Source organism: Microbacterium sp. bgisy203 (genome assembly GCF_965345155.1).
Classification (GTDB): domain Bacteria; phylum Actinomycetota; class Actinomycetes; order Actinomycetales; family Microbacteriaceae; genus Microbacterium.
Map to the genome: position 1 here is coordinate 247,172 of NZ_CBDRLZ010000002.1, position 22,786 is coordinate 269,957.

Annotated in this window: 21 protein-coding genes and 1 riboswitch; of the genes, 12 read left to right on the forward strand and 9 right to left on the reverse strand. The window is 71.0% G+C overall.

Translation table 11 applies throughout. The features are described 5' to 3' along the window. Positions 1 to 56 precede the first annotated feature (56 nt). Positions 57 to 1,034 carry an acetylxylan esterase gene (locus ACRVYW_RS04505; RefSeq protein WP_431802105.1) on the reverse strand — a complete coding sequence of 326 codons (978 nt, stop codon included), beginning with the start codon at positions 1,032 to 1,034 and terminating at the stop codon, positions 57 to 59. Positions 1,035 to 1,352: 318 nt separating this feature from the next. On the opposite strand from ACRVYW_RS04505, the gene ACRVYW_RS04510 reads away from it, so the two are divergent. Beyond that, complete coding sequence (locus ACRVYW_RS04510; protein WP_431802107.1) at positions 1,353 to 3,569, forward strand: NADP-dependent isocitrate dehydrogenase; 2,217 nt, start codon at positions 1,353 to 1,355, stop codon at positions 3,567 to 3,569. Positions 3,570 to 3,911: 342 nt separating this feature from the next. Here the strand turns inward: ACRVYW_RS04510 and ACRVYW_RS04515 are convergent, their stop codons facing one another. Then, complete coding sequence (locus ACRVYW_RS04515; RefSeq protein ID WP_431802109.1) at positions 3,912 to 5,399, reverse strand: L,D-transpeptidase family protein; 1,488 nt, start codon at positions 5,397 to 5,399, stop codon at positions 3,912 to 3,914. Between the two features lie 204 nt (positions 5,400 to 5,603). Next, entirely contained in the window at positions 5,604 to 6,044 is a 441-nt protein-coding gene (locus tag ACRVYW_RS04520; RefSeq protein ID WP_431802111.1) for a hypothetical protein, read from the reverse strand. A 109-nt stretch (positions 6,045 to 6,153) separates the two neighbouring features. On the opposite strand from ACRVYW_RS04520, the gene ACRVYW_RS04525 reads away from it, so the two are divergent. From ACRVYW_RS04525 to nagB, 9 genes are all read left to right on the forward strand, one after another. Continuing rightward, positions 6,154 to 7,332 carry an ROK family transcriptional regulator gene (locus ACRVYW_RS04525; protein WP_431802113.1) on the forward strand — a complete coding sequence of 393 codons (1,179 nt, stop codon included), beginning with the start codon at positions 6,154 to 6,156 and terminating at the stop codon, positions 7,330 to 7,332. 80 nt (positions 7,333 to 7,412) lie between these two features. Continuing rightward, positions 7,413 to 7,604, forward strand: coding sequence for a hypothetical protein (locus ACRVYW_RS04530; protein ID WP_431802115.1), 192 nt, complete (start codon positions 7,413 to 7,415; stop codon positions 7,602 to 7,604). Next, positions 7,559 to 8,299 carry an extracellular solute-binding protein gene (locus tag ACRVYW_RS04535; protein WP_431802116.1) on the forward strand — a complete coding sequence of 247 codons (741 nt, stop codon included), beginning with the start codon at positions 7,559 to 7,561 and terminating at the stop codon, positions 8,297 to 8,299. Before ACRVYW_RS04530 ends, ACRVYW_RS04535 begins: the two co-directional genes overlap by 46 nt. A 96-nt stretch (positions 8,300 to 8,395) precedes the next feature. Continuing rightward, positions 8,396 to 8,746 (forward strand): hypothetical protein, encoded by a 351-nt coding sequence (locus tag ACRVYW_RS04540; protein WP_431802118.1) that lies wholly within the window; start codon positions 8,396 to 8,398, stop codon positions 8,744 to 8,746. Between the two features lie 86 nt (positions 8,747 to 8,832). Continuing rightward, positions 8,833 to 8,991, forward strand: coding sequence for a hypothetical protein (locus ACRVYW_RS04545; protein ID WP_431802120.1), 159 nt, complete (start codon positions 8,833 to 8,835; stop codon positions 8,989 to 8,991). After that, complete coding sequence (locus ACRVYW_RS04550) at positions 8,988 to 9,806, forward strand: carbohydrate ABC transporter permease (protein ID WP_431802121.1); 819 nt, start codon at positions 8,988 to 8,990, stop codon at positions 9,804 to 9,806. Before ACRVYW_RS04545 ends, ACRVYW_RS04550 begins: the two co-directional genes overlap by 4 nt. After that, positions 9,806 to 10,711 (forward strand): carbohydrate ABC transporter permease, encoded by a 906-nt coding sequence (locus ACRVYW_RS04555; RefSeq protein ID WP_431802123.1) that lies wholly within the window; start codon positions 9,806 to 9,808, stop codon positions 10,709 to 10,711. The genes ACRVYW_RS04550 and ACRVYW_RS04555 overlap by 1 nt, the downstream gene beginning before the upstream one ends. Continuing rightward, positions 10,711 to 11,649, forward strand: coding sequence for an ROK family protein (locus tag ACRVYW_RS04560; RefSeq protein ID WP_431802125.1), 939 nt, complete (start codon positions 10,711 to 10,713; stop codon positions 11,647 to 11,649). Before ACRVYW_RS04555 ends, ACRVYW_RS04560 begins: the two co-directional genes overlap by 1 nt. Further along, positions 11,642 to 12,421: a glucosamine-6-phosphate deaminase gene (gene nagB / locus ACRVYW_RS04565; RefSeq protein ID WP_431802127.1), complete on the forward strand. Its 780-nt coding sequence runs from the start codon at positions 11,642 to 11,644 to the stop codon at positions 12,419 to 12,421. The genes ACRVYW_RS04560 and nagB overlap by 8 nt, the downstream gene beginning before the upstream one ends. 84 nt (positions 12,422 to 12,505) lie before the next feature. On the opposite strand, the gene ACRVYW_RS04570 is transcribed toward nagB, so the two are convergent. From ACRVYW_RS04570 to ACRVYW_RS04590, 5 genes are all read right to left on the reverse strand, one after another. After that, entirely contained in the window at positions 12,506 to 13,879 is a 1,374-nt protein-coding gene (locus tag ACRVYW_RS04570; RefSeq protein WP_431802129.1) for an FAD-binding oxidoreductase, read from the reverse strand. Beyond that, positions 13,876 to 14,289, reverse strand: a complete 414-nt coding sequence (locus ACRVYW_RS04575) for a YrdB family protein (RefSeq protein ID WP_431802131.1) — start codon at positions 14,287 to 14,289, stop codon at positions 13,876 to 13,878. The genes ACRVYW_RS04570 and ACRVYW_RS04575 overlap by 4 nt, the downstream gene beginning before the upstream one ends. Positions 14,290 to 14,318: 29 nt before the next feature. Further along, the gene (locus tag ACRVYW_RS04580; protein ID WP_431802133.1) at positions 14,319 to 16,163 is read right to left on the reverse strand and encodes a sigma-70 family RNA polymerase sigma factor; all 1,845 of its coding nucleotides are present in this window, start codon (positions 16,161 to 16,163) and stop codon (positions 14,319 to 14,321) included. A 455-nt stretch (positions 16,164 to 16,618) separates the two neighbouring features. After that, positions 16,619 to 17,755: an N-acetylglucosamine-6-phosphate deacetylase gene (nagA, locus tag ACRVYW_RS04585; RefSeq protein WP_431802135.1), complete on the reverse strand. Its 1,137-nt coding sequence runs from the start codon at positions 17,753 to 17,755 to the stop codon at positions 16,619 to 16,621. Then, the gene (locus ACRVYW_RS04590) at positions 17,752 to 19,422 is read right to left on the reverse strand and encodes a family 20 glycosylhydrolase (RefSeq protein WP_431802137.1); all 1,671 of its coding nucleotides are present in this window, start codon (positions 19,420 to 19,422) and stop codon (positions 17,752 to 17,754) included. Before ACRVYW_RS04590 ends, nagA begins: the two co-directional genes overlap by 4 nt. A gap of 171 nt (positions 19,423 to 19,593) precedes the next feature. Then, a riboswitch (ZMP/ZTP riboswitch) is annotated at positions 19,594 to 19,676 on the forward strand. A gap of 87 nt (positions 19,677 to 19,763) precedes the next feature. Here ACRVYW_RS04590 and glyA point away from each other — a divergent pair. Further along, complete coding sequence (glyA, locus tag ACRVYW_RS04595) at positions 19,764 to 21,053, forward strand: serine hydroxymethyltransferase (protein WP_431802138.1); 1,290 nt, start codon at positions 19,764 to 19,766, stop codon at positions 21,051 to 21,053. Next, positions 21,050 to 21,937, forward strand: a complete 888-nt coding sequence (locus tag ACRVYW_RS04600; protein WP_431802140.1) for a bifunctional methylenetetrahydrofolate dehydrogenase/methenyltetrahydrofolate cyclohydrolase — start codon at positions 21,050 to 21,052, stop codon at positions 21,935 to 21,937. Before glyA ends, ACRVYW_RS04600 begins: the two co-directional genes overlap by 4 nt. Positions 21,938 to 22,062: 125 nt before the next feature. Here ACRVYW_RS04600 and ACRVYW_RS04605 read toward each other — a convergent pair whose 3' ends face one another. Continuing rightward, positions 22,063 to 22,785: an amino acid ABC transporter ATP-binding protein gene (locus ACRVYW_RS04605; RefSeq protein WP_431802600.1), complete on the reverse strand. Its 723-nt coding sequence runs from the start codon at positions 22,783 to 22,785 to the stop codon at positions 22,063 to 22,065. Position 22,786: the final 1 nt, after the last annotated feature.

Below are 22,786 nucleotides of genomic sequence, written 5' to 3' on the forward strand. Positions count from 1 at the left end.
GGGGTGAGCCGCCCGCTCGGCGAGAGCCGACTGGCGACCTCACGGGGCGCCGCGCGTCAGACGCGCGCGGCGAGGAAGGCGGCCTGTGCCCGCCACTGGTGGGCCTGTCCGCCTTCGTGCTGGTTGTGCGGGTAGATCTCGATGTGCTTGTCAGCGCCCCGGTAGTGGTTGAAGGCCGCGTACACGGTCGACGGCGGGCATACCGGATCCATCAGGCCGACCGAGAAGAGGGTCGCGGCATCCGCGCGCTTCGCGAAGTTCGCGCCGTCGAAATACGAGAGTGTCTCGAAGACGCGATCTTCGGCGCCGCGGTGCACCGCGAGGTACTGCACGACCTCTTGGTAGGGGAACGCGTCGGTGAGGCCGACCGCGCGCTCGAAGTGGCACAGGAACGGCACGTCGGGCATCGCGGCGACGAGGCCCTCGGCCAGGCCCGCCGCCGCCAGCGTGATGCCGCCGCCCTGGCTGCCGCCGACGACCGAGACCCGCGCCGCGTCGACGACGTCGAGTGAGCGCATCGCGTCGATCGCCCGGACGGCGTCGGTGAACACGCGCCGATAGTAGTAGTCCTCGGGGCTGTCGATGCCGCGTGTCATGAAGCCGGGGACGGCTGGGCCCGACCCGTGCGGATCAGGGGTATCGCCGCCGTTGCCCCACACCGAGCCCTGTCCGCGCGTGTCCATGAACAGGTGCGCATAGCCGGATGCCGCCCAGCCCAGTCGCTCGAAGGGCAGGCTGCGCCCGCCGCCGTAGCCGTTGTACTCGACGACGGCAGGCAGCGGTGTGCCGGCATCCATCGCCCCCGTCGGGAGCAGGAGCCACGCCTTGATGGGGTCGCCCGCGAAGCCCGGGAACGTCACGTCGTACGCGTCGAGCTGGGTGAGCGGCGTCTCGATGGGCGTGACGACGACCTCACCGCCCGCGGCCCGGGCGTCGGCGATCGTCGCGCGCCAGAAGTCATCGAAATCCGCGGGCTCACGGACGTCGGGAAGATAGGTCTGCAGGTCGGCGAGGGGGAGGTCGAAACGCGGCACGACGCCAGGCTATCGCTCCCGCGCACGGTGCCCGAGCGCCACAGAATCGGAAGATCGCGACGGATTCGGGCGCGGTGGCCGCAGGCATCCGAATCTGTCGCGAATCTCCGAATCGGCGCCGCCCGCGTGCGAATCCGCGCCGTCCCGGCGCACGCGCAGTTATCTCGATATCAAGATACTTTTCCGGGTGCGATAGGGTGGAGGACGATCCCGACGTGCCCGCGCTCTGCGCGAACGAGCTCGCGCGAAGCGGTGCGGCGCTGGTCGCCCAGCTCATCGTCGCGATCGCCCGCGAGACGCTCCGAAGGAAGATCACCCGTGCCCGACTCCACCATCATCTACACGCACACCGACGAAGCCCCGGCCCTCGCCACCGCTTCGTTCCTGCCGATCGTCCAGGCCTTCGCCGGCCAGGCGGGCGTCGACATCGACACCCGCGACATCTCCCTCGCCGCCCGCATCCTCGCGGCGTTTCCGCAGCGCCTGACCCCCGAGCAGCAGGTGGGCGACGCCCTCGCCGAGCTCGGCGGACTGGCGACCCTCCCCGCCGCGAACATCATCAAGCTGCCGAACATCTCGGCATCCATCCCCCAGCTGAAGGCCGCGATCGCGGAGCTGCAGGGCCAGGGCTACGACATCCCCGACTATCCGGACGACCCGGCGACCGTCGAGCAGAAGGACATCCGCGCGCGCTATGACCGCATCAAGGGCTCCGCCGTGAACCCTGTGCTGCGGGAGGGCAACAGCGACCGCCGTGCACCGCTGTCGGTCAAGAACTACGCGCGCAAGCACCCGCACACCAACAAGCCGTTCGCGCCGGGATCGAAGACCCGCGTCGCGACGATGTCGACGCACGACTTCCGCAGCAACGAGAAGAGCTGGATCGCCGCGCACGACGACGTGCTGAGCGTCCGCCACACCGCCACCGACGGCACCGTCACGGTGCTGAAGCAGGGACTCAAGGTCCTTCCGCGCGAGGTCGTCGACGCGACGTTCCTCTCCGCCAAGGCGCTGGATGCCTTCCTCGCCGACACCCTCGCTCAGGCGAAGGCCGAGGATGTCCTCTACTCGGTGCACCTCAAGGCCACGATGATGAAGGTCAGCGACCCGATCATCTTCGGCCATGTCGTGCGCGCCTTCTTCGCCGACGTCTTCGACACGTACGGCGCCGAACTCGCCGAGGCGGGCCTCAACGGCAACAACGGCCTCGGCTCGATCCTCGCGGGGCTCGGTGACCTCGCCGACGGCGAGGCGATCTCGGCACGCATCGCGCAGGACCTCGAGGCCGGCCCGCGTCTCAGCTACGTCAACAGCGACAAGGGCATCACGAACCTGCACGTGCCGTCGGACGTGATCGTGGATGCCTCCATGCCCGCCCTCATCCGCAACGGCGGCAAGCTCTGGGGCGTCGACGGCGGCGAGGACGACACGATCGCGGTCATCCCCGACTCCTCCTACGCCGGCGTCTACCAGGCGGTCATCGATGACGTCATCGCGAACGGTCCGCTCGACCCGGCCACGATCGGCACCGTGCCGAACGTCGGCCTCATGGCCCAGGCGGCCGAGGAGTACGGCAGCCACGACAAGACCTTCGAGATCCCTGCCGACGGCGTCGTCGAGGTGCTCGACGCCGACGGTGTCGTGCTCATCGAGCACGTCGTCGAGAAGGGCGACATCTGGCGCGCCACCCAGACCAAGCACCTGCCGATCATGGACTGGGTGCGCCTCGCCGTCTCGCGCGCCCGCGCGACCGGTGCCCCGGCGGTCTTCTGGCTCGACGTCAACCGCGCGCACGACGCGCAGCTGATCGGCAAGGTGCACCAGGCGCTTGCGACGCTCGAAACGAGCGACATCACGATCGTGATCCTCCCGCCCGCCGAGGCGACGAAGTACTCTCTCGCGCGTCTGCGCAAGGGCGAGGACACGATCTCGGTCACCGGCAACGTGCTGCGCGACTACCTCACCGACCTGTTCCCGATCCTCGAGGTGGGCACATCGGCGAAGATGCTCTCGATCGTCCCGCTCCTCGCGGGTGGGGGCCTCTTCGAGACCGGAGCCGGCGGCTCGGCTCCCAAGCACGTGCAGCAGCTGCTCGAAGAGGACTACCTGCGCTGGGACTCGCTGGGCGAGTTCTTCGCCCTCGCCGCGTCGTTCGAGCACCTCGCCGACTACACCGGCAACGCGAAGGCGAAGGTGTTGGCCGACACGCTGGATGCCGCGACCGGAACGTTCCTCGAAGAGGACCGCTCGCCGGGCCGCAAGCTCGGCACGGTCGACAACCGCGGCAGCCACTTCTACCTCGCGCTCTACTGGGCGCAGGAGCTCGCGAACCAGACGGTCGACCCCGAGCTCGCCGCCGCATTCGCCCCGATCGCGGAGAAGCTCGCGGCCGACGAGGAGACCATCGTCGCCGAGCTCGCCGCCGTCCAGGGTGAGCCCGTCGACATCGGCGGGTACTACCACCCCGACGCCGAGAAGGTCGCCGCCGTCATGCGCCCGTCCGCGACCCTCAACGCGGTGATCGACGCGCTGTAATCCTCTGACGCTCTGACGCTCTGACGCGAGAGGGGCCGGATGCCGAGGCATCCGGCCCCTTCTCCGTTGCGACGGGTGGTCTCGATACACCGCGGCTGCGCCGCGGCACTCGACCGGCGAAGGCGTGGCGCGCGACGCCCCTGGTTCCCGCGAGACCGCGCGTTCTCGACGAGACCCGGCGATGAAACACGCGGTCTCGTCGAGAAAACAGGGTCTCGGGGCCGGCGGACGGCGCGCCGCGCGCGGGCGCGCCGCGGCACTCGACCGGCGAGTGGTTGCGCGACCTATCGGTGATCGAGTGCGTCCGCGCCGCGGGCGGGTATCGAGATCACGCGCCCCGGGTCAGGTGTGGATCCACACGTCGACGCCGTTCGGCGCCCAGTCGTAGATCTGCTTCGCACGCGAGTTCGGCATGCCGACGCATCCGTGGCTCTGCTTGGTACCCCATTTGTTGTGCCAGTACACCCCGTGGAACGCCTGGTTCCCGTTGAAGTACATGATCCACTGGATGTTCTCGACGCGGTAATCCCAGTAGCCGCTGCCGTCCTCGCCGGCGCCGCTCGACATCGTCTGCACGTCGTGGTGCGAGTTGATGCGGTAGCGGCCCGTGATGGTCGGGGAGTACTGCCCGGGCGAGTCCTTGCCGCTCGAGATCAACCACGAGTCGACGACGTTGCCGTTCTCCTTGAGGTACAGGCGCTGCTCGCTGAGGTTCACCTCGAGCAGGCGCTCGAGCTTCGTCGTGACGGCGGGGGTGACCTCCACGGGCAGGGCGTACGCGCCGTTGCCGGACGCGAGCTGCGCCGCATAGTCCTGCGCGACGTTCGAGGTGTCGCCCAGCACGCGCCCGTCGTGCCCCGGAATCGTCGTCCGCAGCACGTCCCCGCTGGAGTTCGTGATCACGGTGCCGTTGGCGGGCGCCTGGTCGACGAGCGGCTGCAGGGTGTCGACGAGAGGCTGGATCTTCGCGGCATCCGCCGTCACGGCGAACGTGCCCGAGTCGTCGGGGGCGATCGTGAGCCAGCTCGCCGCGGTCGCGGCGTCGACAGGGACCGTGCGCTCGTCGCCGACGTAGAAGCCCGCGTTGCCGAGCATGGCGTTCGCTTGATCGGCGGCGGCCTGGGCGTTCTCGGTGGTCGCGGGAGAGGCGACGACCGTGGCGGTGGGGTCGATCGTGACCGAGGTCTCGCCGGCGACGAACGCGTCGTGCAACTGCTTCTCCACGGAGGCGACGTCGATGCCCGAGCCGTCGACGGCGGGCGTCACGACGAAGGACGCGCCGTCGAAGGCGACCGATGCCGGCGTCGGTTCGGTCCAGGCATCCGGCAGCGCCGCGCGCAGCGCCTCGGTGGTCTTCTGCGTGTCGATGGTGACGGGGGCGTCGATGGCCTCACCGTTCCACTGGGTGACGTTCCACAGCGGGCGCTCGGCGAACGCCGTGTCGGCGAGCGCTTTCGCGTCGACGCTCGCGCCGAGGTCGGCGCCGGTCAGCTCCGGCCCGCCGTCGCCGAGGATGAGCGTCGTCTCGGCGAGGCGCTGGTCGATGGCGTCGGTCGCAGCGCCGGCGGTCTGCCAGCCGACCGGGACGCCGGCGACGGCGGTTCCCGGGGCGATGAGGACGAGCGAGGCGACGACGGCACCGGCCGCGATGACGGCGACGGGGGCGGCGATCCACAGCCAGAGACGCTTCTTCTTCCGCGCGGGCTCGGCAGGCGCCCACTGCAGCGGGGCGTCGGATGCCGAGGCGTCGATCACCGCGGTCGTGCTGTCGTCGGTCGGCCGCTCGTCCGACGAATCGTCGGCCTTCGGCGTTGTCGCCAGATCGGTCACTGCGGCACCCCCCGGTTCGGCGCGGATGGTCTGAACCACAGCGCGTCCGCACACTCGCGCTGTTCTATGTTACGCGAACGCGGCGCGAGGGGCCGATCCGGGAAATCCAGGGCCGGTCGCCGTGCTCACCGGCGTGCTCCAAGGCGTGCTCACGCGCCGCGATCACAACACGCGCCGTGCTCACGAGGCGTGTGCGCGAGGCGCTCACGACGCGCCGCAGAGCTCGCCGAGCGCCGTCAGCGAAGACCCGATCGTCCCCGTCGCCTCCTGCAGGCGGGGGAGGGCGCCGAGGTCGCCGCCCGCGATCGCCTGCAGCGCGGCGGCCGCATCGGAGAAGCCCGTCTGCAGGCGCGGCAGCTCGGCGCCGACGTCGGCGTTGGCGACGCCTGCGACCGCCTCGCCGATCGTGCCGGCGACCTCGGTCATCGCGGTGGCGGAGGCGGCCGGATCCGTCGCGTCGAGCTGCTGCAGCCCCGCTGCCGCAGACGCCACGGCCTCGCGGACCACGTCGCACGCCGCCGCGACACTCTGCGTCGACGCGGTCGGCGAAGGCACGGTCGCGTCGGCGGTCGCGCCACAGCCGGAGAACAGGAAAGCGGCGACGACGGCGATTCCGACGGTGATCAGGCGGATGCCGGAGTGCATGGTGATCCTCCACAGAAACGATCGCGTGAATGTAACCGTTTTGTAAACTGCCCTACCAAATTGGGCGTCGGGCTTGCGAAAATTATGTTCGTAAGGTCTACTAACAAACATGTCAGGTGTGGATACGCAGCGCAGCTTCCCGGAGGCGGCGCCTCACGCGGGCCGATCGTTCGGCTCCGGCCGCACCCTGCGCCACGCGGCGAAGGTGCTCCCCGAGCACGCCCGCGCGCACAATCGGTCGCTCGTGCTGCAGACCCTCTTCCACCAGGGTGCCATGAGTCGTGCCGATCTCTCGCGCGAAACGGGTCTCACTCGCGTCACGATCTCCGACCTGGTGGCCGAGCTCATCGACGACGGCTACGTCGCCGAGCGGGGCCTCCGCGAGGTCACCGGTCCGGGAAAGCCCGCCATCCTGGTCGACCTGGACCGCGAGGGGCACCGCATCGTCGGTCTCGACCTCTCGCGCGCCGACCGGTTCCTCGGGGCCGTCCTGACCCTCGACGGCGAGATCGTCGTCCGCCACGAAGTCGACGTGCCGGCCGATCCGGCCGACATCGTGGCCGCTGTCATCGCGCTCACCCGCGATCTCGTCGCCGACGCGCACGCCCCCGTCCTCGGCGTCGGCGTCGGCACCCCCGGCATCGTCGACGACCGCGGCACAGTCCTCACCGCCCCGAACCTCGGGTGGACCGACATCGACCTCGAAGGCATCCTGCGGGCGGAGGTCTCCCTCCCGATCCTCGTCGCGAACGACGCGAACGCCGCGGTCCTCGCCGAGTACACGTTCGGCGGAGCACGCGACGACGTCATGCTCGTGCGCGTCGGTCGCGGTGTCGGCTCGGGCCTGCTGTCGGGCGGCCAGCCCATGCGCGGCGCGCGCTACGCCGCGGGCGAGATCGGCCACGTCACGGTCGGCACCGATGGGGGCCCCGTGTGCGTCTGCGGCAAGGTCGGATGCCTCGAGGCCTGGCTCTCGGGTCCGTCGTTGCGCCGCGCTCTCGCCGAAGAGGGCGCCGATCGCGAGAGCGTGCTGCGCGACGCGGGCGACCGCCTCGGCATCGCGCTCGCGCCGATCGTCGGTGCTCTCGACCTCTCCGAGATCGTGCTGTCGGGCCCCGAGGACCTGCTCTCCGGCATCCTCGCCGATGCCGCCGTGTCGACCCTGCGCGCGCGGACGCTCGCCGCGTTCCACGACGGCGTGCAGATGCGCATGACCGAGCAGGGCGAGGACATCGTCCTGCGGGGAGCGGCCGTCATGGTCCTCTCCGGTCAACTCGGGGTCTCCTGACCGCCACACACCCCCCGGTAGGGTCACCCGGCCCGGAACGCCAGAAAACACCGGGAATCACCAAGAAAAAGGAAGACACCATGAACAAGAAGCTCGGAGCCCTCGCGCTCCTCGGCGCTTCGGCTGTCGTTCTCGCCGGCTGCGCCGGGGGAGGGACCGATTCCTCCACGGACTCGGCCACGGCCGGATTCGACCCGGAGGCCGCCAAGGGCCAGAACATCACCCTGTGGCTGATGGGCAGCGACACCCCGACGAGCTGCGCACGTACCTGAAGGATGAGTACAAGAAGGCGACCGGCGGCACCCTCAAGATCGAGGAGCAGAGCTGGGGCGATGCTCTCACGAAGCTCACCGCGCAGCTGCCCGACTCGAAGAACACCCCCGACGTCACCGAGATCGGCAACACCTGGTCGCCGACCTTCACGACGGCCGGCTCGTTCGCCGACCTGAGCGGCGTCTACAAGGACCTGGGCGGCGAAGACCTGCTCCAGTCCTTCGTCGAGGTCGGCGAGGTCGACGGCAAGCAGTACGCCCTGCCGTACTACTTCGGTTCGCGCTATGTCACCTACCGCAAGGACATCTGGGGCGCGGCCGGCCTCGAGCAGCCCAAGACCCTCGACGAGTTCAACGAGTCGGTCGCGAAGCTGAAGACCCCCGATCAGTCGGGCTTCTACATCGGCGGCCAGTACTGGCGCAACGGCATCTCCTGGATCTTCGCCAACGGCGGAGAGCTCGCCAAGAAGGACGGCGACACCTGGAAGTCGACCCTGAGCGACCCGAAGACGATCGTGGGTCTCGAGCAGTTCCAGACGCTGTTCCAGGATGCCTCGAACGCCCCCGTCACCGAGAGCGACTCCACCCCGTGGGTCAACATCAACAACGACAAGTCGGGCGCCGCCCCCACGGCCGCCACGATCATCGCACCCGGCTGGGCGCACTGGTCGATCGGTGACTTCGTCGAGGAGTAGACGGGCGACGACGGCAAGGCCGTCGAGGTCCGCGAGTGGAACGACGACACGTTCGGCGTCTTCCCGCTGCCCGGCAACGACGGCAAGCCCGCCCCGGTGTTCGCCGGTGGCTCCAACATCGCGATCTCGGCCAAGAGCACCAAGCAGGCCGGCGCGAAGGAGCTCCTGCGCATCATCTTCTCCGACGAGTACCAGCAGATGCTCGGCAAGAACGGTCTGGGACCTGCGAACACGACCCAGGTCGACTCGCTCGGTGACGACATCTTCGCCAAGGCGCTCATCGACTCGGCCCTGAACTCGAAGCTCACCCCCGCCGCTCCCGGCTGGGCGGCTGTCGAGGGCCAGAAGATCCTCGACGAGTTCTTCGGCAAGGTCGCCGGCGGCGGCGACATCGAGTCGCTCGCCAAGGAGTACGACGCCAAGATCGACGCCATCATCAACGGCTGATCCCCCCTCAGTAACACCCGCCGGGCCGGGGCGCACGCCCCGGCCCGGCACCCCTCAACTCGCTCCCCACCCGAAGGAGGTGCATCATGGCGACCGCTACTGCGACACCCACCAGGCGGAACCAGGCACCCACGAGCGAAGACACCCGGAATCGTCGTAACGACGCCCGCAAGCGCTCTTTCGCCCCTTACGCACTGCTCATCCCCGCCGTGCTGATCCTGCTGTTCGGCATGGGTACCCCGTGATCTGGCAGTTCTACATCTCGTTCCACAAGTACGGAGCCCTCCAGCAGCTCGGCGGCCAGGCGCCCCAGTTCGTGTGGCTCGACAACTTCATCGCCGTCTCCACGAGCGCCGAGTTCTGGGGCGTGGCGATCCGCTCGATCCTCTTCTGCGTCATCACGGCCGCCGTCACCGTCGTGATCGGCATCCTTCTCGCGATCCTCATGAAGAAGGTCGCCACCGGTGCCCGGCTGACCCTGCAGATCGCCCTGCTGCTGGCGTGGGCCATGCCCGTCGTCGCGGCCATGACCGTGTGGATCTGGCTCTTCGACCGCCGCCGCGGCGTCGGGAACTACCTGCTCGACAAGATTCCGGGCGTCGACATGGATCAGTACAACTGGATCGGTGGCGCCCCGGTGGTCTTCTTCGCCGTCGCCTCGATCATCGTCATCTGGATGTCGGTGCCGTTCGTCGCCTTCTCGGTGTACGCCGGCCTGACCCAAGTCTCCGACGAGGTCATCGAGGCCACCGAGCTCGACGGCGCCGGGGGCGCACAGCGTCTGCGCTACATCTACCTGCCGATGCTCAAGCCGGTCATCTCGATCGTGCTCCTGCTGAACCTCATCTGGGACCTGCGCGTCTTCACGCAGATCACGATGCTGCAGGATGCCGGACCGAAGTCGACCGACTACGACCTGCTCGGCACCTACATCTACAAGATGGGCGTCGGCGGCCTGAACTTCGGACAGGGCGCCGCCATGGCCATCTTCGTGCTCGCGCTCACGATCGCGATCTCGTGGTTCTACGTGCGCAGCCTGCTCAAGGAGGATGAGGCGTGATGAGCGTCACCGCTCTGCCCGATAAAGCCGTCACCGACGTCGAGAAGACGATCGTCTCCGACCACAAGCGCCGCGTGCGCGTTCGCCCCTCGAACGTGTTCTTCAACGTGCTCGCGATCGTCCTGGGCATCATCTGGGTCTTCCCGGTGTACTGGATGGTCAACTCGTCGATGCTCTCGCCCTCGACGCTCGAGTCCGCGACGCCGACGTTCATCCCGTTCGGCGGATCGTTCCAGAACTTCATGTCGGTCATCACTCCCAGCTTCTGGTCGGCGCTCGCGATGAGCGTCACGGTGACCCTGATCGCGGTGTTCTTCTGCCTCCTGTTCGCCTTCCTCGCCTCGATCGCGATCAGCCGTTTCCGCTTCCGGGGACGCAAGACGTTCATCCTGGCGGTCCTGCTCATCCAGATGCTCCCCGCCGAGGGCCTGTTCATCGCGCAGTACAAGATGATGAGCGAACTGGGCCTGCTCTCCAATGCGCTGGGCCTGAGCCTCCTCTACATCGCAGCGGTCGTGCCGTTCACGGTGTGGATGCTCCGCGGGTTCGTCGCCGGCATCCCCGCCGAGCTCGAAGAGGCCGCGATGGTCGACGGCCTCAGCCGCACGCAGGCGTTCATGCGCATCACGCTGCCGTTGCTCGCCCCGGGCCTCGTCGCGTCGGGCGTGTACGCGTTCCTGCAGTGCTGGAACGAGTTCACCGTCGCGCTCGTCATCATGAGCGCCGACACCCAGACGCTGCCCCTGTGGCTGCGCGGGTTCGTCCAGGCCAGCCAGACCCGTGCGATCGACTGGGGGCAGGTGATGGCGGCATCCACGATCGTGGCCATTCCCGTCATCATCTTCTTCCTCATCGTTCAGGGCCGTATGACCAGCGGACTGGTGTCGGGCGCGGTGAAGGGCTGATGCGGCTGGGGTTCGATGTCGGAGGCACCAAGACCGACGCCGTCGTGGTCGCCCCGGGCGGCGAGATCGTCGCCCGGATACGCCGCCCCACCGGCTGGGGGCCGGGGGTGGTCGTCTCGACGATTCTCGACCTCGTCGCGGAGCTCACCGACACGGTGGGCATCGCCTCCTCCGACGTCGAATCGATCGGGATCGGTATGCCGGGGCAGGTCGCTCCCGGCAGCGCGGTGATCACCCACGCCGTCAACCTCGGGGTCGACGAGCTCGACTTGGGGGCCGCGATCGGCGCGGTCCTGGGGGTGCCGGTGCGCGCCGAGAACGACGTCAAGGCTGCGGCCGTCGGCGCCTACGCGCTGCACGGGAACGATCCCGGTTCGGCCGGCACGATGGCCTATCTGAACCTCGGCACGGGCATCGCGGCGGGGTTCGTGAAGGACGGGAAGCTGTGGCGCGGTGCGCGCGGCACCGCGGGGGAAGTCGGCCACATCTCGGTCGACCCCCACGGCCCGCTCTGCAAGTGCGGCCAGCACGGGTGCATCGAGGCCTTCTGCGGCGGCGGCGCGATCGCCGAGCGGTGGGGCCGTGAGGCGCTCCTACCGGTGCTCGACATGTTCGACGCGGCGGATGCCGGTGATAGCGAAGCCCTCGCCCTGCGCGGTGGCCTGGCGTACGGCGTCGCGTCGGCGATCCGCGTGATCATCCTCTCGGGAGGCGTGGAGTCGGTCGTGCTGGGGGGCGGTGTGACCGCCCTCGGCGACCGTATGCTGAGCCTCGTGATCGACGACCTGAACGCGAGTGCGGCGGCATCCCCTTTCATGCGCTCACTGCAGCTCGCCGAGCGGGTCTCGCTGCTGCCGCCGGGTTCGCCTGCGGCCGCCCTCGGCGCTGCGCTCGTCGGCGCCACCACCACCGAGCAGGAGGCAGTCGTCCATGGCTGAGATCGTCATCGTCCCCTCGGCCGCCGATGGGGGAGCCCTCGTCGCCGACGAGATCGTGAAACTCATCACCGAGCGCCCGGATGCCGTGCTGGGACTGGCGACCGGCTCGACGCCGCTGCCCGTATACGAGGCGCTGCGCCCTCGTGTCGAGGGCATCGACGTGTCGCACGTGCGCGGCTTCGCGCTCGACGAATACGTCGGCATCGACCCCAACCATCCGGAGAGCTACCGCTCCGTCATCACCCGCGAGGTGGTCGAGCCGCTGGGCCTCAACCCCGACCTCATCCACACGCCCAACGGCGACGTTGCGACGATCGAGCACGCCGGCGACGACTACGAGCGCGCGATCGCCGAGGCCGGAGGCATCGACCTGCAGCTGCTGGGAATCGGGACCTCGGGCCACATCGGATTCAACGAGCCCGGGTCGTCGTTCGCGTCGCGCACGCGCGTGAAGACCCTGATCGAGCAGACCCGCATCGACAACGCGCGCTTCTTCGACTCGATCGACGAGGTGCCGATGCACTGCATCACGCAGGGCCTCGGGACGATCCTCGACGCCCGGCACCTCGTGCTTCTCGCCTTCGGCGAGAACAAGGCCGCCGCCGTCGCTGGAGCGGTCGAGGGCCCGGTGTCGTCGTCGCTCCCCGGGTCGGCGATCCAGCTGCACCCGCACGTGACCGTCGTCGTCGACGAGGCCGCCGCATCTCAGCTCGAGCACGCCGACTATTACCGCTACGCCTACGCCAACAAGCCCGCCTGGCAGGGCCTCTGACCCCCGCGCCGCCGCGCCCCCACGCGCCCTGCCGTTTCGGAGGGCGAGGGCGCGCGCGGGCGCGGCGCGGCGGGGTGCGGAGGGTCAGGGGGCGAAGACCTTGCCGGGGTTCAGGATGCCGGTGGGGTCGAAGACCCGGGTGATGTCGCGCTGCAGGCGCCACTGATCGTCGCCGAGCTCGTCGGCGAGCCAGCGGCGCTTGAGGACGCCGACGCCGTGCTCGCCGGTGAGGGTTCCGCCGAGGCGGAGCGCCGCGCGGAACAGCTCGTCGGCCGCACGCCACACGACGTCGGGCACTTCGTCTCCCGTGAAGACGAAGTTGGGGTGCAGGTTGCCGTCGCCCGCGTGACACACGGTCGGGATCGTGAGGTCGAACTCCCGCTCGATGCGCGCGATCTCGTCGAACATCGCCGGCAGGGCGCTGCGCGGCACGGAGACGTCTTCGATGAGGGTCGTCCCGAGCGTCTCCATCGCGGGGTGCATCGACCGGCGCACGCGCCACAGGAGGTCGGCCTCGGCGTCGTCCGCAGCGAGGCGCACGTCGCCGCCCGCCTCCGCGAGGACGACGGCGATCGCCGCCGCCTCTTCCTCGGCGGCCGGGCCGTCGGTCTGGACCGTGAGCTGGGTCGCGCCCGCGGGCGGCGCGGGCAGGTCGAGCAGGGCGTGGACGGCGGCGAGGCACGCGGCATCCATCAGCTCCATGATCGCGGGCTGCACGCCCGACGCGGTCACGGCCGCGGCGCCTTCGGCAGCGGCGCGCACATCGGCGAAGGATGCCGTGAGCGTCCGCGTCCCGCCCGGCACGAGGCGCCGGAGCCTGAGGGTCGCGCCGACGACCACGCCGAGCGTCCCCTCCGAGCCGATGACGAGCGACGTGAGGTCGAGACCGGTGACGCCCTTCACGCTCCGATGACCGAGACGCAGCAGTCGCCCGTCGGCGAGGACGAGGTCGACGCCGAGCACCGCGTCGCGCACGACGCCGTACTTGGCGCACAGGAGCCCTCCCGCGCCGGTGGCGATGTTGCCCCCGACGGTCGAGATCTCGCGGCTCGCCGGGTCGGGCGCCCACCACAGGCCGTGCTCGGCGAGGGCGCGGTTCAGATCCGCGTTGAGGATGCCGGGTTCCACCACGGCGAGGAGGTCGTCGGGACGCACCTCGAGGATGCGGTCCATGCCGCGTACCGAGAGGACGATCTCGCCGGCGCCGGCGTTCGCACCGCCGGCGAGCCCGGTGCCCGCGCCGCGCGTGACGACGGGGGTCGCGGTGGCGTGTGCGATGCGGAGGGTCTCCTGGACGTCGGCGATCGACGCTGCGTGCACGATCGCGAGGGGCACGCCGTCGGCGGCGTGACCGGATTTGTCGGCGCGGGCGTCGTCGAGGTGCGCGGGGGAGGTGTCGACACGCTCGCCGAGGGCGCTGCGCAGCTGCGCGACGACGTCGACCGCGGACGCGCTCATGCGAGGCGGCGTCGGCCCGCGATCAGTCCGACGGTGACCGCGACGACGGCGAAGGCGAGACCGATCCAGGGGCTGCCGCTGGTCCACCACACGATCGTCACGGAGGCGTAGACGAGCAGCTCCACGAGCGCCCGGACGAACGGGTGGACGCTCAGGACGGCGCGCGGTGAGACGAACAGTGCCCACACGAGGATCGCGATGCCGGGAGCGGCGACGCCGACGACGATGTTCCACGGGAACGGCCACGCCGTGAACCCCCAGACGGCGAGCGTGCCGACGGCGAACAGCTCGCAGAGAAACGCGATGACGTCGATCGCGTCGAGGGCGGGGCGGGTTCCGGCGGGGCGCTCGCCGCTCGGCTGCGCCGGCTGTTCGGGCGCGGTCGGACGGACGTGCGGGAGGTCGGACATGCCTCCAGTTTACGGCGCGGGCCGTGCCGTCATCGCTCCGGTGCCGCCGCCGATGCCGTCACCGGTGCGGGAGCCGATGCGGTCGCGGCGACGTATGCGACGGTGAACCGCCTCCACGGCCACAGCCCGTGTTCCGCCGAGAGGATGCCGTGGCCGTCGGCATCCAGGGGCGTGCGCGCGACCTCGACACCGCCCGTGAGAAGGGCGACGGATGCCCCGGGCTCACCCGTCACGACGACGGTCGTGACGAAAGCGAGACGCGCGGCGTCCCACTCGGTCGACGAGGACGCGATCGTCGGCGCGCCGGCGGGCACGGTAGGGGTCGGTTCGGGAGTGGGGGTCGGTTCGGGAGTGGGGGTGGGTTCGGGAGTGGGGGTGGGATCCGGCGTCGCGCTGGGCGTCGGATCCGGAGTGGGCGTAGGGGCCGGCGTCGGGTCCGGGTCCGGAGTCGGGGTCGGCTCCGGAGGCGCGGCCGACGGCTCCGGCTCTGGCGCGGGGGCGGGGGCGGACGCGGGCCCCTCCGCCGGGTCGGGTGCGGAAAGAGCCGGGCGCGGCGTGGACGGACGGGCGGGGACTTCCGTCGGTGCGGCCATCGGGAGATCGGAGGGCGACGGACTCGCGGGGGCGGGCGCTGCCGCGTCGGGGGCGGTCTCGACGGCGTCCGCCTCCTCGGGCGCGGCGACGTCGCCGCCGGATTCGGCGGCCGTGGTGGGTGCGGGTGGGGCGAACAGCTGGGGCCCGACGATCGCGGCGGCGACGGCCGCGCCGGCGACGAGCACGCCGGCCGCGACGAGCCCGGCGACCCCGGCGAGGCCGCCGAACACGCCACCGCCGGTCGCACCCGCAACGCCCGCCGCGCCTGCGCCACCTGCCGCGCCCGCTGACCCGCCGCCGCCCGCGCCCGCCGTGCCCGACGACCCACCGGCCCCGGACCCACCGGCCCCGGATCCACCCGCCCCGGCACCAGCCGACCCGCCCGTCACCCCGACGAGCGTTGCCGACCCGCCGGCGTCCCCGGCGACCACGGCGCCCGGCATCCCGGGTGCCGCGCCCGCCGCGAGCGCGACGATCGGCGCTCCGCCGCCCTGCAGCGTCGCGAGGTAGGCCGTGGCGCCGCCGGCCCCGATGGTGAGGGGCAGGATCACCAGGGCGAGCCGGCGCGAGACTTCTTTGGCCTCGGCGGCGACGATGGCGCACCGGGCGCAGTCGGCGAGGTGCGCCTCGACCTTGCCGAGATCACGGCGTCCGAGGTTCCCGCGTGCGTACGCCCCGAGCCGCTCTACCGTCCACTGGCAGTCCGATCCCTCGGGGAGTGACCTCAGGTGCGCCTGGATCCACGCCTCCCGCAGCCCCTCGCGCGCGCGGAAGGCGAGCTGCGCGACGGCGGCCGCCTTCATCCCGAGCAGCGGCGCGACCTCGGCGGGCTTCATCTGCTCGATCTCGGTGTACCAGAGGACCTCCTGCCAGCGCGTCGGAAGGCTCCGGAACGCGTGCGCGGTGAGGCTCCGGTCGAGCGCCTCGTCGGTCGCGTGCGCTTCGGCATCCGGATCGGGCACCGACTCGAGCTCGTCGATCGCCGTCTCACGCCGTGCGCGGCCCCACGCGGCGGCGGTGTTGCGGATGCTCGTGAAGAGGTACGCCCGGAACGATCCCGTCGGGCCCCCGCCGCGCTGGATCGCCCGATAGATCCGCGCGTACGCCTCCTGCACGAGGTCGTCGGCATCGAACGTCGAGGTGATGGATGCCGCGACGGTGATGCCCGACCGAGAGTGGCGGCGCCACAGCTCTCCGAACGCGTCGGCGTCTCCCGAGCGTGCGCGCAGCACGAGGTCGGCGTCACCGGGCTCGGTGGCCGCGTCGCGCTCGTCATCCATGCGGGGTCCTCATTGGGAAGGGGTCGTCTCGTCAGAGAGACGCGCCTCGGCCGCATTCATGACGCGGCTTCTCCCATTGTCCCCGACGGGTCGGCGGAGCCGCACCCGACGCCTGTCGGAGAGCCCGCGCAAGAAACACGCAGAAAGTTCGAGAAGTCGCGTGATGATTCGGCGCGACGCGCATCTCATGGGCAGACCGGTCGTGCGGCCGCGCTCCTGGGGGGAGCGGGGCCGCCGGCGGTCGGGACGGAGCGATCCGCACATCGCCCCGGAACCGCGGGAGATCTCGGGGGAGGACTCCTGCGGCACCGGGAAGGGGACGGAGCGGGGCGGCCGCGCTGGGGGGAGCGCCGGCCGCCCCGCTCGCACCGCCGCGCGAGACGCACCCGCCGTGCGAGACGCACCCGCCGTGCGAGTCGAGCGCGCGGCCGAGCCGCGCCGCGCGAGGCGATGCCTCAGACGCGCTCGCCGTCGATCCAGACCCCGACGACGCGGAGGCCGTCGTCGAGCAGCACCGCGTCAGCGGCGGCGCCGGCGCGGAGTGAACCGAAACTCCCGTCGACGCCGATCGCCCGCGCCGGAACGCTCGTGAGGGCGGCGACGGCGGGGCCGAGCGGCAGCCCGCCCGCGACCACGAGGCGCAGGGCCGCGTCCTGCGTCAGGGTCGATCCCGCGATCGCGCCGTTCGAGACGAGGCGTGCCGTGCCGTCCACGACGTCCACCGCGAGCCCGCCCAGTTCGTACGCGCCGTCGGGGGCTCCGGCGGCGGCCATCGCATCGGTGATGAGCGCGATGCGGCCGGGTGCGCCCGCGAAGGCGAGGTTCATGACGTCGGAGTGCACGTGCACGCCGTCGGCGATGAGCTCGAGGGTCACGCGCTCGTCGCGCATCGCCGCGAGGATCGGGCCCGGCGCGCGGTGATGGATGCCGGGCATCGCGTTGAACGCGTGGGTCAGGATCGTCGCCCCGGCGTCGAAGGCCGCGATCGCCTGCTCCTCCGTCGCGTCGGTGTGTCCGACGGCGACGGCGACGCCGGCCTCGACGAACTGCGACGTCGCCTCCAGCCCCCCGGGGAGCTCCGGCGCCAGCGTCACCTGGCGGACGGTGCCGCGTCCGGCATCGACGAGACGTGCGACCGCCTCGGCATCCGGCGCCCGCAGCAGGCTCTCGGTGTGCGCCCCCTTGTGCCCGACGTCGAGGAACGGGCCCTCCAGGTGCGAGCCGAGGATGGTGGCGTCGCGCTCGGCGAGGTCGGCGACGAGCGCGGTCCGCGCCGCGAGGTCGTCGATCGACGCCGTCACGAGCGACAGGACGGCCCGCGTCGTGCCGTGCACGCGGTGCACGGCACGCGCCGTGGCGATCGCCTCGAGGCCGTCGTCGTACGAGGCGCCTCCGCCGCCGTGGCCGTGGATGTCGATGAATCCGGGCGTGAGGTGGGCGCCCTGCCCGTCGATCGCGTCGCCGGAGGGGAGCGTGCGCCACTCGTCGCCCGTGCCCGTGCGGAGGACGACCCCGTCGGCGAAGGCGACCCAGGCATCCGGGGTCACGCGTCCGTCGTCGACGAGGCGGACGGAGTGGATGACGGTGGTCACGCCTGCGCGCCCTCGCTCTCGGTCGGGCCGTCGGCCTCGGTGTCGGTCGCGGTCCCGCTCGCGGGATCGCTGGCACCATTCTGGTCCGCGTCGCCGGTGGCCGTCCAGGAGATGTCCGCGAGCGGCGTGAAGCCGATGCCCTGGCGGGTCCACAGCGGGGCGAGCGCTCCGAGGCGCGCCGCGAACGAGTCCCACGTGCGCAGGTCGCTCTCGCCGACCGCGGGTGACCACGCGGCCTCGGCGGCCGACGCGGCGCGGGGGAAGGCGAGCGCGTCGATGTCGGCGAGGGTGCGGGCGGTCTCCGACCACAGGGGCGCCTCGACGCCGAGGATCTGGTCGTCGGCGATGCCGTCGATGATCGTCGCCGGGTCCCACTCGTACGAGCGGCGGATGCTCGTCACGCCGTTCGCCCAGGTGAGGCCGAGGGGCGCGTCGGCGTCGAACTTCATGTCCAGGTAGATGGCATCGGCGGGGGAGAGGATCACCTGCGAGCCGAGCGCCACGAACCCGCGCGCCTTGTCGTCCATGCCGCCTTCCGGGGTCACGTAGCCCCAGTACTGACCGACGGTCGTGGGCGCGATGCCCGCCGACGAGCCGGCCTCGTGCCACGCGATCGGGGTCTTGCCGAGGCTTGCGGCGAGGGCCGTCACACGGTCGACGAACGCGGCGTAGTCCTCGTCGGAGGTGCCGAGCGCCTCGTCGCCGCCGATGTGGAGGTACGGCCCGGGGGTGAGCGCGGCGACCTCGCCGAGCACGTCGGCGAGGAAGGCCCACGTCGCCTCGTCGTGGATCTTCAGCGACGAGAATCCGACCGCCATGCCGTCGTAGGGTGTGCCGTTGACCGGCAGCTCGCCGCCGTAGTCGCGGACGATCGTGCGGATGTGGTCGCTCAGCACCGGCTCTTCGGACAGCTCGGGGTACGCGAGCGAGACGGCGTGCGTGTGTCCGGGCAGGTCGATCTCGGGGACCACCGTCATGTGGTGCGCCGCCGCGTACGCGATGATCTCGCGGTAGTCGTCCTGCGTGAAGAACCCGCCGGCGTCGCCGCCGACGGCGGTGGCGGATGCCTTCTCGGTGAGCAGCGGCCGCACGCGCGACTCGAGGCGCCAGCCCTGGTCGTCGGTCAGGTGCAGGTGCAGGACGTTGAACTTCAGGCTCGAGGCGCGATCGATGTACGCCTTCACGGTGTCGACGTCGTGGAAGTGGCGGGCGACGTCGAGCATGACGCCGCGGTAAGCGAAGCGCGGGGCGTCGTCGATGACGACGGCGGGGACGATCCAGTCCGCGTCGGCGGCATCACGCGCCGGCGCGATCAGCTGCGCGAGGGTCTGGATGCCGTAGAACAGGCCCGCGGCATCGGCGCCGGTGATGTCAACGCCCGACTCGGACGCCTCGAGCCGGTACGACTCGGCCGCACCGCCCGCGACATCGGGGTCGACCGCGACGGTGATGGTGCCGGGTGCCGGAGCGTCGGCATCCGGCGTGTCAGTATCCGGGGCGCCGCCGAGCGTCAGACCGGTGCGGGTCTCGACGACGGTGCGGACCTCCGCGACGCCTTCCGCGTCGCCGAGGACACGCGTGTCGGCGCGCAGGATGAAGGGCGCGGCGTCGGCCGGCTGGATCGATGCGGGTGCGGGGACGACGGGGAGGACAGACGGACGGGCCACGATGCTCCAATCTCCGGACCGCCGGCCGCGGGCGGGCGACCGGTCGGGGACGCGCACATCGGCATCCGCTCTCATTCTGTCCGAATCGATTCGACGTGTAAAGACGATTAACAAAATGCCGTCCGATGATCTGCGGATCCGCTTCTGCGTCAGCCCGCGCGTCGGATATGCTCGAACCGTCGCGACTGGCGTTGAGGTGGGGAACCACCGGGGAGCGACCACATGGCACACGACCGTACGCCTGGGTCGGCCGTGGTTTCCGCTCGGTGATCGAGTGCCCGCGCCTGCGGGTGTCCGAGATCCGCGCCGGCACCCACCCACCGAGAACAGCAGGAGTCGCCATGACCGACCCGTCCTTCAACGCCCCGCTCGCCGAGGTCGACCCCGAGATCGCCCAGGTGCTCGAGCGCGAGCTCGACCGCCAGCGCTCGTACCTCGAGATGATCGCCTCCGAGAACTTCGTCCCCGTCTCGGTCCTGCAGTCGCAGGGCTCGGTGCTGACCAACAAGTACGCCGAGGGCTACCCGGGGCGCCGCTACTACGGCGGCTGCGAAGAGGTCGACGTCGCCGAAGAGCTCGCGATCGCCCGCGCCAAGTCGCTGTTCGGTGCCGAGTTCGCGAACGTCCAGCCGCACTCGGGCGCCTCCGCCAACGCCGCCGTCCTCCACGCGATCGCCCGCCCCGGCGACACGCTGCTCGGTCTGTCGCTCGACCAGGGCGGCCACCTCACGCACGGCATGAAGATCAACTTCTCCGGCCGGCTCTACAACATCGTCGCGTACGGCGTCGACCCGGAGACCTCGATCATCGACATGGACGAGGTCGAGCGCCTCGCCGTCGAGCACTCGCCGAAGGTCATCATCGCCGGCTGGTCGGCCTACCCCCGCCAGCTCGACTTCGCACGCTTCCGCGAGATCGCCGACAAGGTCGGGGCGCTCCTCTGGGTCGACATGGCGCACTTCGCCGGTCTCGTCGCCGCGGGCCTGCACCCGTCGCCCGTGCCCTACGCCGATGTCGTGTCCTCGACGGTGCACAAGACGATCGGCGGACCGCGCTCGGGCTTCATCCTGACCAACGACCCCGACGTCGCCAAGAAGATCAACACCGCGGTCTTCCCCGGGCAGCAGGGCGGTCCCCTCATGCACGTGATCGCCGCGAAGGCGACGGCGTTCAAGCTCGCCGCGACCCCCGCGTTCCGCGAGCGCCAGGAGCGCACCGTGCGCGGCGCCGCGATCCTCGCCGAGCGCCTCACCCAGCCCGATGTCGCGGCGGCGGGCATCGCCGTCCGCTCGGGCGGTACCGACGTGCACCTCGTGCTCGTCGACCTCCGCGACGCCGAGATCGACGGCAAGCAGGCCGAAGACCTCCTCCACGAGATCCACATCACGGTCAACCGCAACGCCGTCCCGAACGACCCGCGCCCCCCGATGGTCACCTCGGGCCTGCGCATCGGCACCCCCGCGCTCGCGACGCGCGGCTTCGGCGACGCCGAGTTCACGGAGGTCGCCGACATCATCGCCCTGGCGCTGCAGCACGGGGCGAACGGGCACGAGGCGGACCTTCCCGCGCTCCGCACGCGCGTGGCATCCCTCACCGCGGCCTTCCCGCTGTACCCGGGTCTCCAGCAGTGACCGCGCAGAAGCTCGACGGCGTCGCGACGGCATCCGCCATCAAGGCCGAACTGAAGGATCGGGTCGCCGCGCTCGCCGCCCGCGGCATCACGCCGGGGCTCGGGACGCTCTTGGTCGGCGACGACCCGGCATCCCGCTCGTATGTCACGGGCAAGCACCGCGACTGCGCGGAGGTCGGCGTCGCGTCGATCTCGGTGGAGCTCCCTGCGACGGCCACGCAGGATGAGATCGCCGACGCGGTCCGGCAGTTGAACGCCGACCCGGCCGTCACCGGGTTCATCGTGCAGCTGCCGCTGCCGGCGGGTATCGACGAGAACGCGATCCTCGAGCTCGTCGACCCGGCGAAGGATGCCGACGGCCTGCACCCCACGAACCTCGGGCGCCTCGTGCTCGGCGTCGACCCGGCGACCGCCGTGCCCGCGCCCCTGCCGTGCACACCCGCGGGGATCATCGAGCTGCTCACACGCCACGGCGTCGAGATCGCGGGGAAGCACGTCACCGTGATTGGCCGCGGCATCACGGTCGGCCGCCCCCTGGGCCTCCTGCTCACACGCAAGGGCACCGATGCCACGGTCACCCTCACCCATTCGCGCACGCGGGACCTTGCCGCGGAGGTCCGCCGCGCGGACATCGTCGTCGCCGCCGTCGGGCAGCCCCACCTCGTGCAGGCCGACTGGGTGAAGCCCGGCGCCGCCGTGCTCGACGTGGGCGTCACCCGCGTCGGGACGACTGAGTCGGGCAAGGCGAAGCTCGCGGGCGATGTCGACCCGGCCGTCGCCGAGGTCGCCGGCTGGCTCTCGCCGAACCCCGGCGGCGTCGGCCCCATGACCCGCGCGATGCTCGTCGCGAACGTCGTCGAGACCGCCGAGCGCCTCGCAGGCTGACCCGGCCGCAGGACTTTGTCGGCGCAGATCGCTCCTTCGGGCGCGGATGCCGACGACATGCGCCGACGATTCTCGCGGTGACGACGATGTGCGCCGACGAAACCCGGGCGGGGGCTCCCGCCGGGTCAGCCGGTGACGCGCGCCAGGAATTCCTTCGTGCGGGGATGCCGGGGCGCGCCGAACACCTCGGTGGGCGGACCGTCTTCGACGATGACGCCGTCGTCGAGGAAGACGACCCGGTCGGCGACGTCGCGCGCGAAGGCCATCTCATGCGTCGCCATGAGAATCGTCGCACCGTCATCGGCGAGCGACCGGACCAGTTCGAGCACCTCGCCGACGAGCTCGGGGTCGAGCGCCGAGGTGATCTCGTCGAGGAGGAGGACCTCGGGGTCGTTCGCGATCGCGCGGACGATCGCGGCGCGCTGCTGCTGTCCGCCCGACAAGCGATCGGGGTGCACCGCGGCGAAGTCGGCGAGTCCGACCCGGTCGAGGAGGTGCAGGGCGCGCGCCTCGGCATCCTTTTTCGGCACGCCGTGCACGACGCGCGAGGCGAGCGTCACGTTGCCGAGCACCGTGAGGTGCGGGAAGAGGTTGTAGCTCTGGAAGACCGCGCCGAGCCGTGCCCGCACCTGGTTGCCGTCGACGCGCGGATCGGAGATGTCGAGGTCACCGAGGAAGATCTGTCCGTCGTCGATCGGCTCGAGAAGGCCGAGGCAGCGCAGGAGCGTCGACTTCCCCGAACCCGATGCCCCGATGAGGGCGACCACCTCGTGGCGGTGGAGGGTGAGCGAGACGCCCCGGAGGACCGTGCGGTCGCCGAACGACTTCCAGACATCGTCCGCCCGCAGC

Bases quoted from the DNA above. Each gene is read 5' to 3' on its own strand.
- ACRVYW_RS04520 (WP_431802111.1), bottom strand. From the start codon at position 6,044: ATGCACTCCGGCATCCGCCTGATCACCGTCGGAATCGCCGTCGTCGCC.
- ACRVYW_RS04580 (WP_431802133.1), bottom strand. From the start codon at position 16,163: ATGGATGACGAGCGCGACGCGGCCACCGAGCCCGGTGACGCCGACCTC.
- ACRVYW_RS04530 (WP_431802115.1), top strand. From the start codon at position 7,413: ATGAACAAGAAGCTCGGAGCCCTCGCGCTCCTCGGCGCTTCGGCTGTC.
- ACRVYW_RS04525 (WP_431802113.1), top strand. From the start codon at position 6,154: ATGTCAGGTGTGGATACGCAGCGCAGCTTCCCGGAGGCGGCGCCTCAC.
- ACRVYW_RS04575 (WP_431802131.1), bottom strand. From the start codon at position 14,289: ATGTCCGACCTCCCGCACGTCCGTCCGACCGCGCCCGAACAGCCGGCG.
- ACRVYW_RS04570 (WP_431802129.1), bottom strand. From the start codon at position 13,879: ATGAGCGCGTCCGCGGTCGACGTCGTCGCGCAGCTGCGCAGCGCCCTC.
- ACRVYW_RS04545 (WP_431802120.1), top strand. From the start codon at position 8,833: ATGGCGACCGCTACTGCGACACCCACCAGGCGGAACCAGGCACCCACG.
- ACRVYW_RS04560 (WP_431802125.1), top strand. From the start codon at position 10,711: ATGCGGCTGGGGTTCGATGTCGGAGGCACCAAGACCGACGCCGTCGTG.
- nagB (WP_431802127.1), top strand. From the start codon at position 11,642: ATGGCTGAGATCGTCATCGTCCCCTCGGCCGCCGATGGGGGAGCCCTC.
- glyA (WP_431802138.1), top strand. From the start codon at position 19,764: ATGACCGACCCGTCCTTCAACGCCCCGCTCGCCGAGGTCGACCCCGAG.
- ACRVYW_RS04555 (WP_431802123.1), top strand. From the start codon at position 9,806: ATGAGCGTCACCGCTCTGCCCGATAAAGCCGTCACCGACGTCGAGAAG.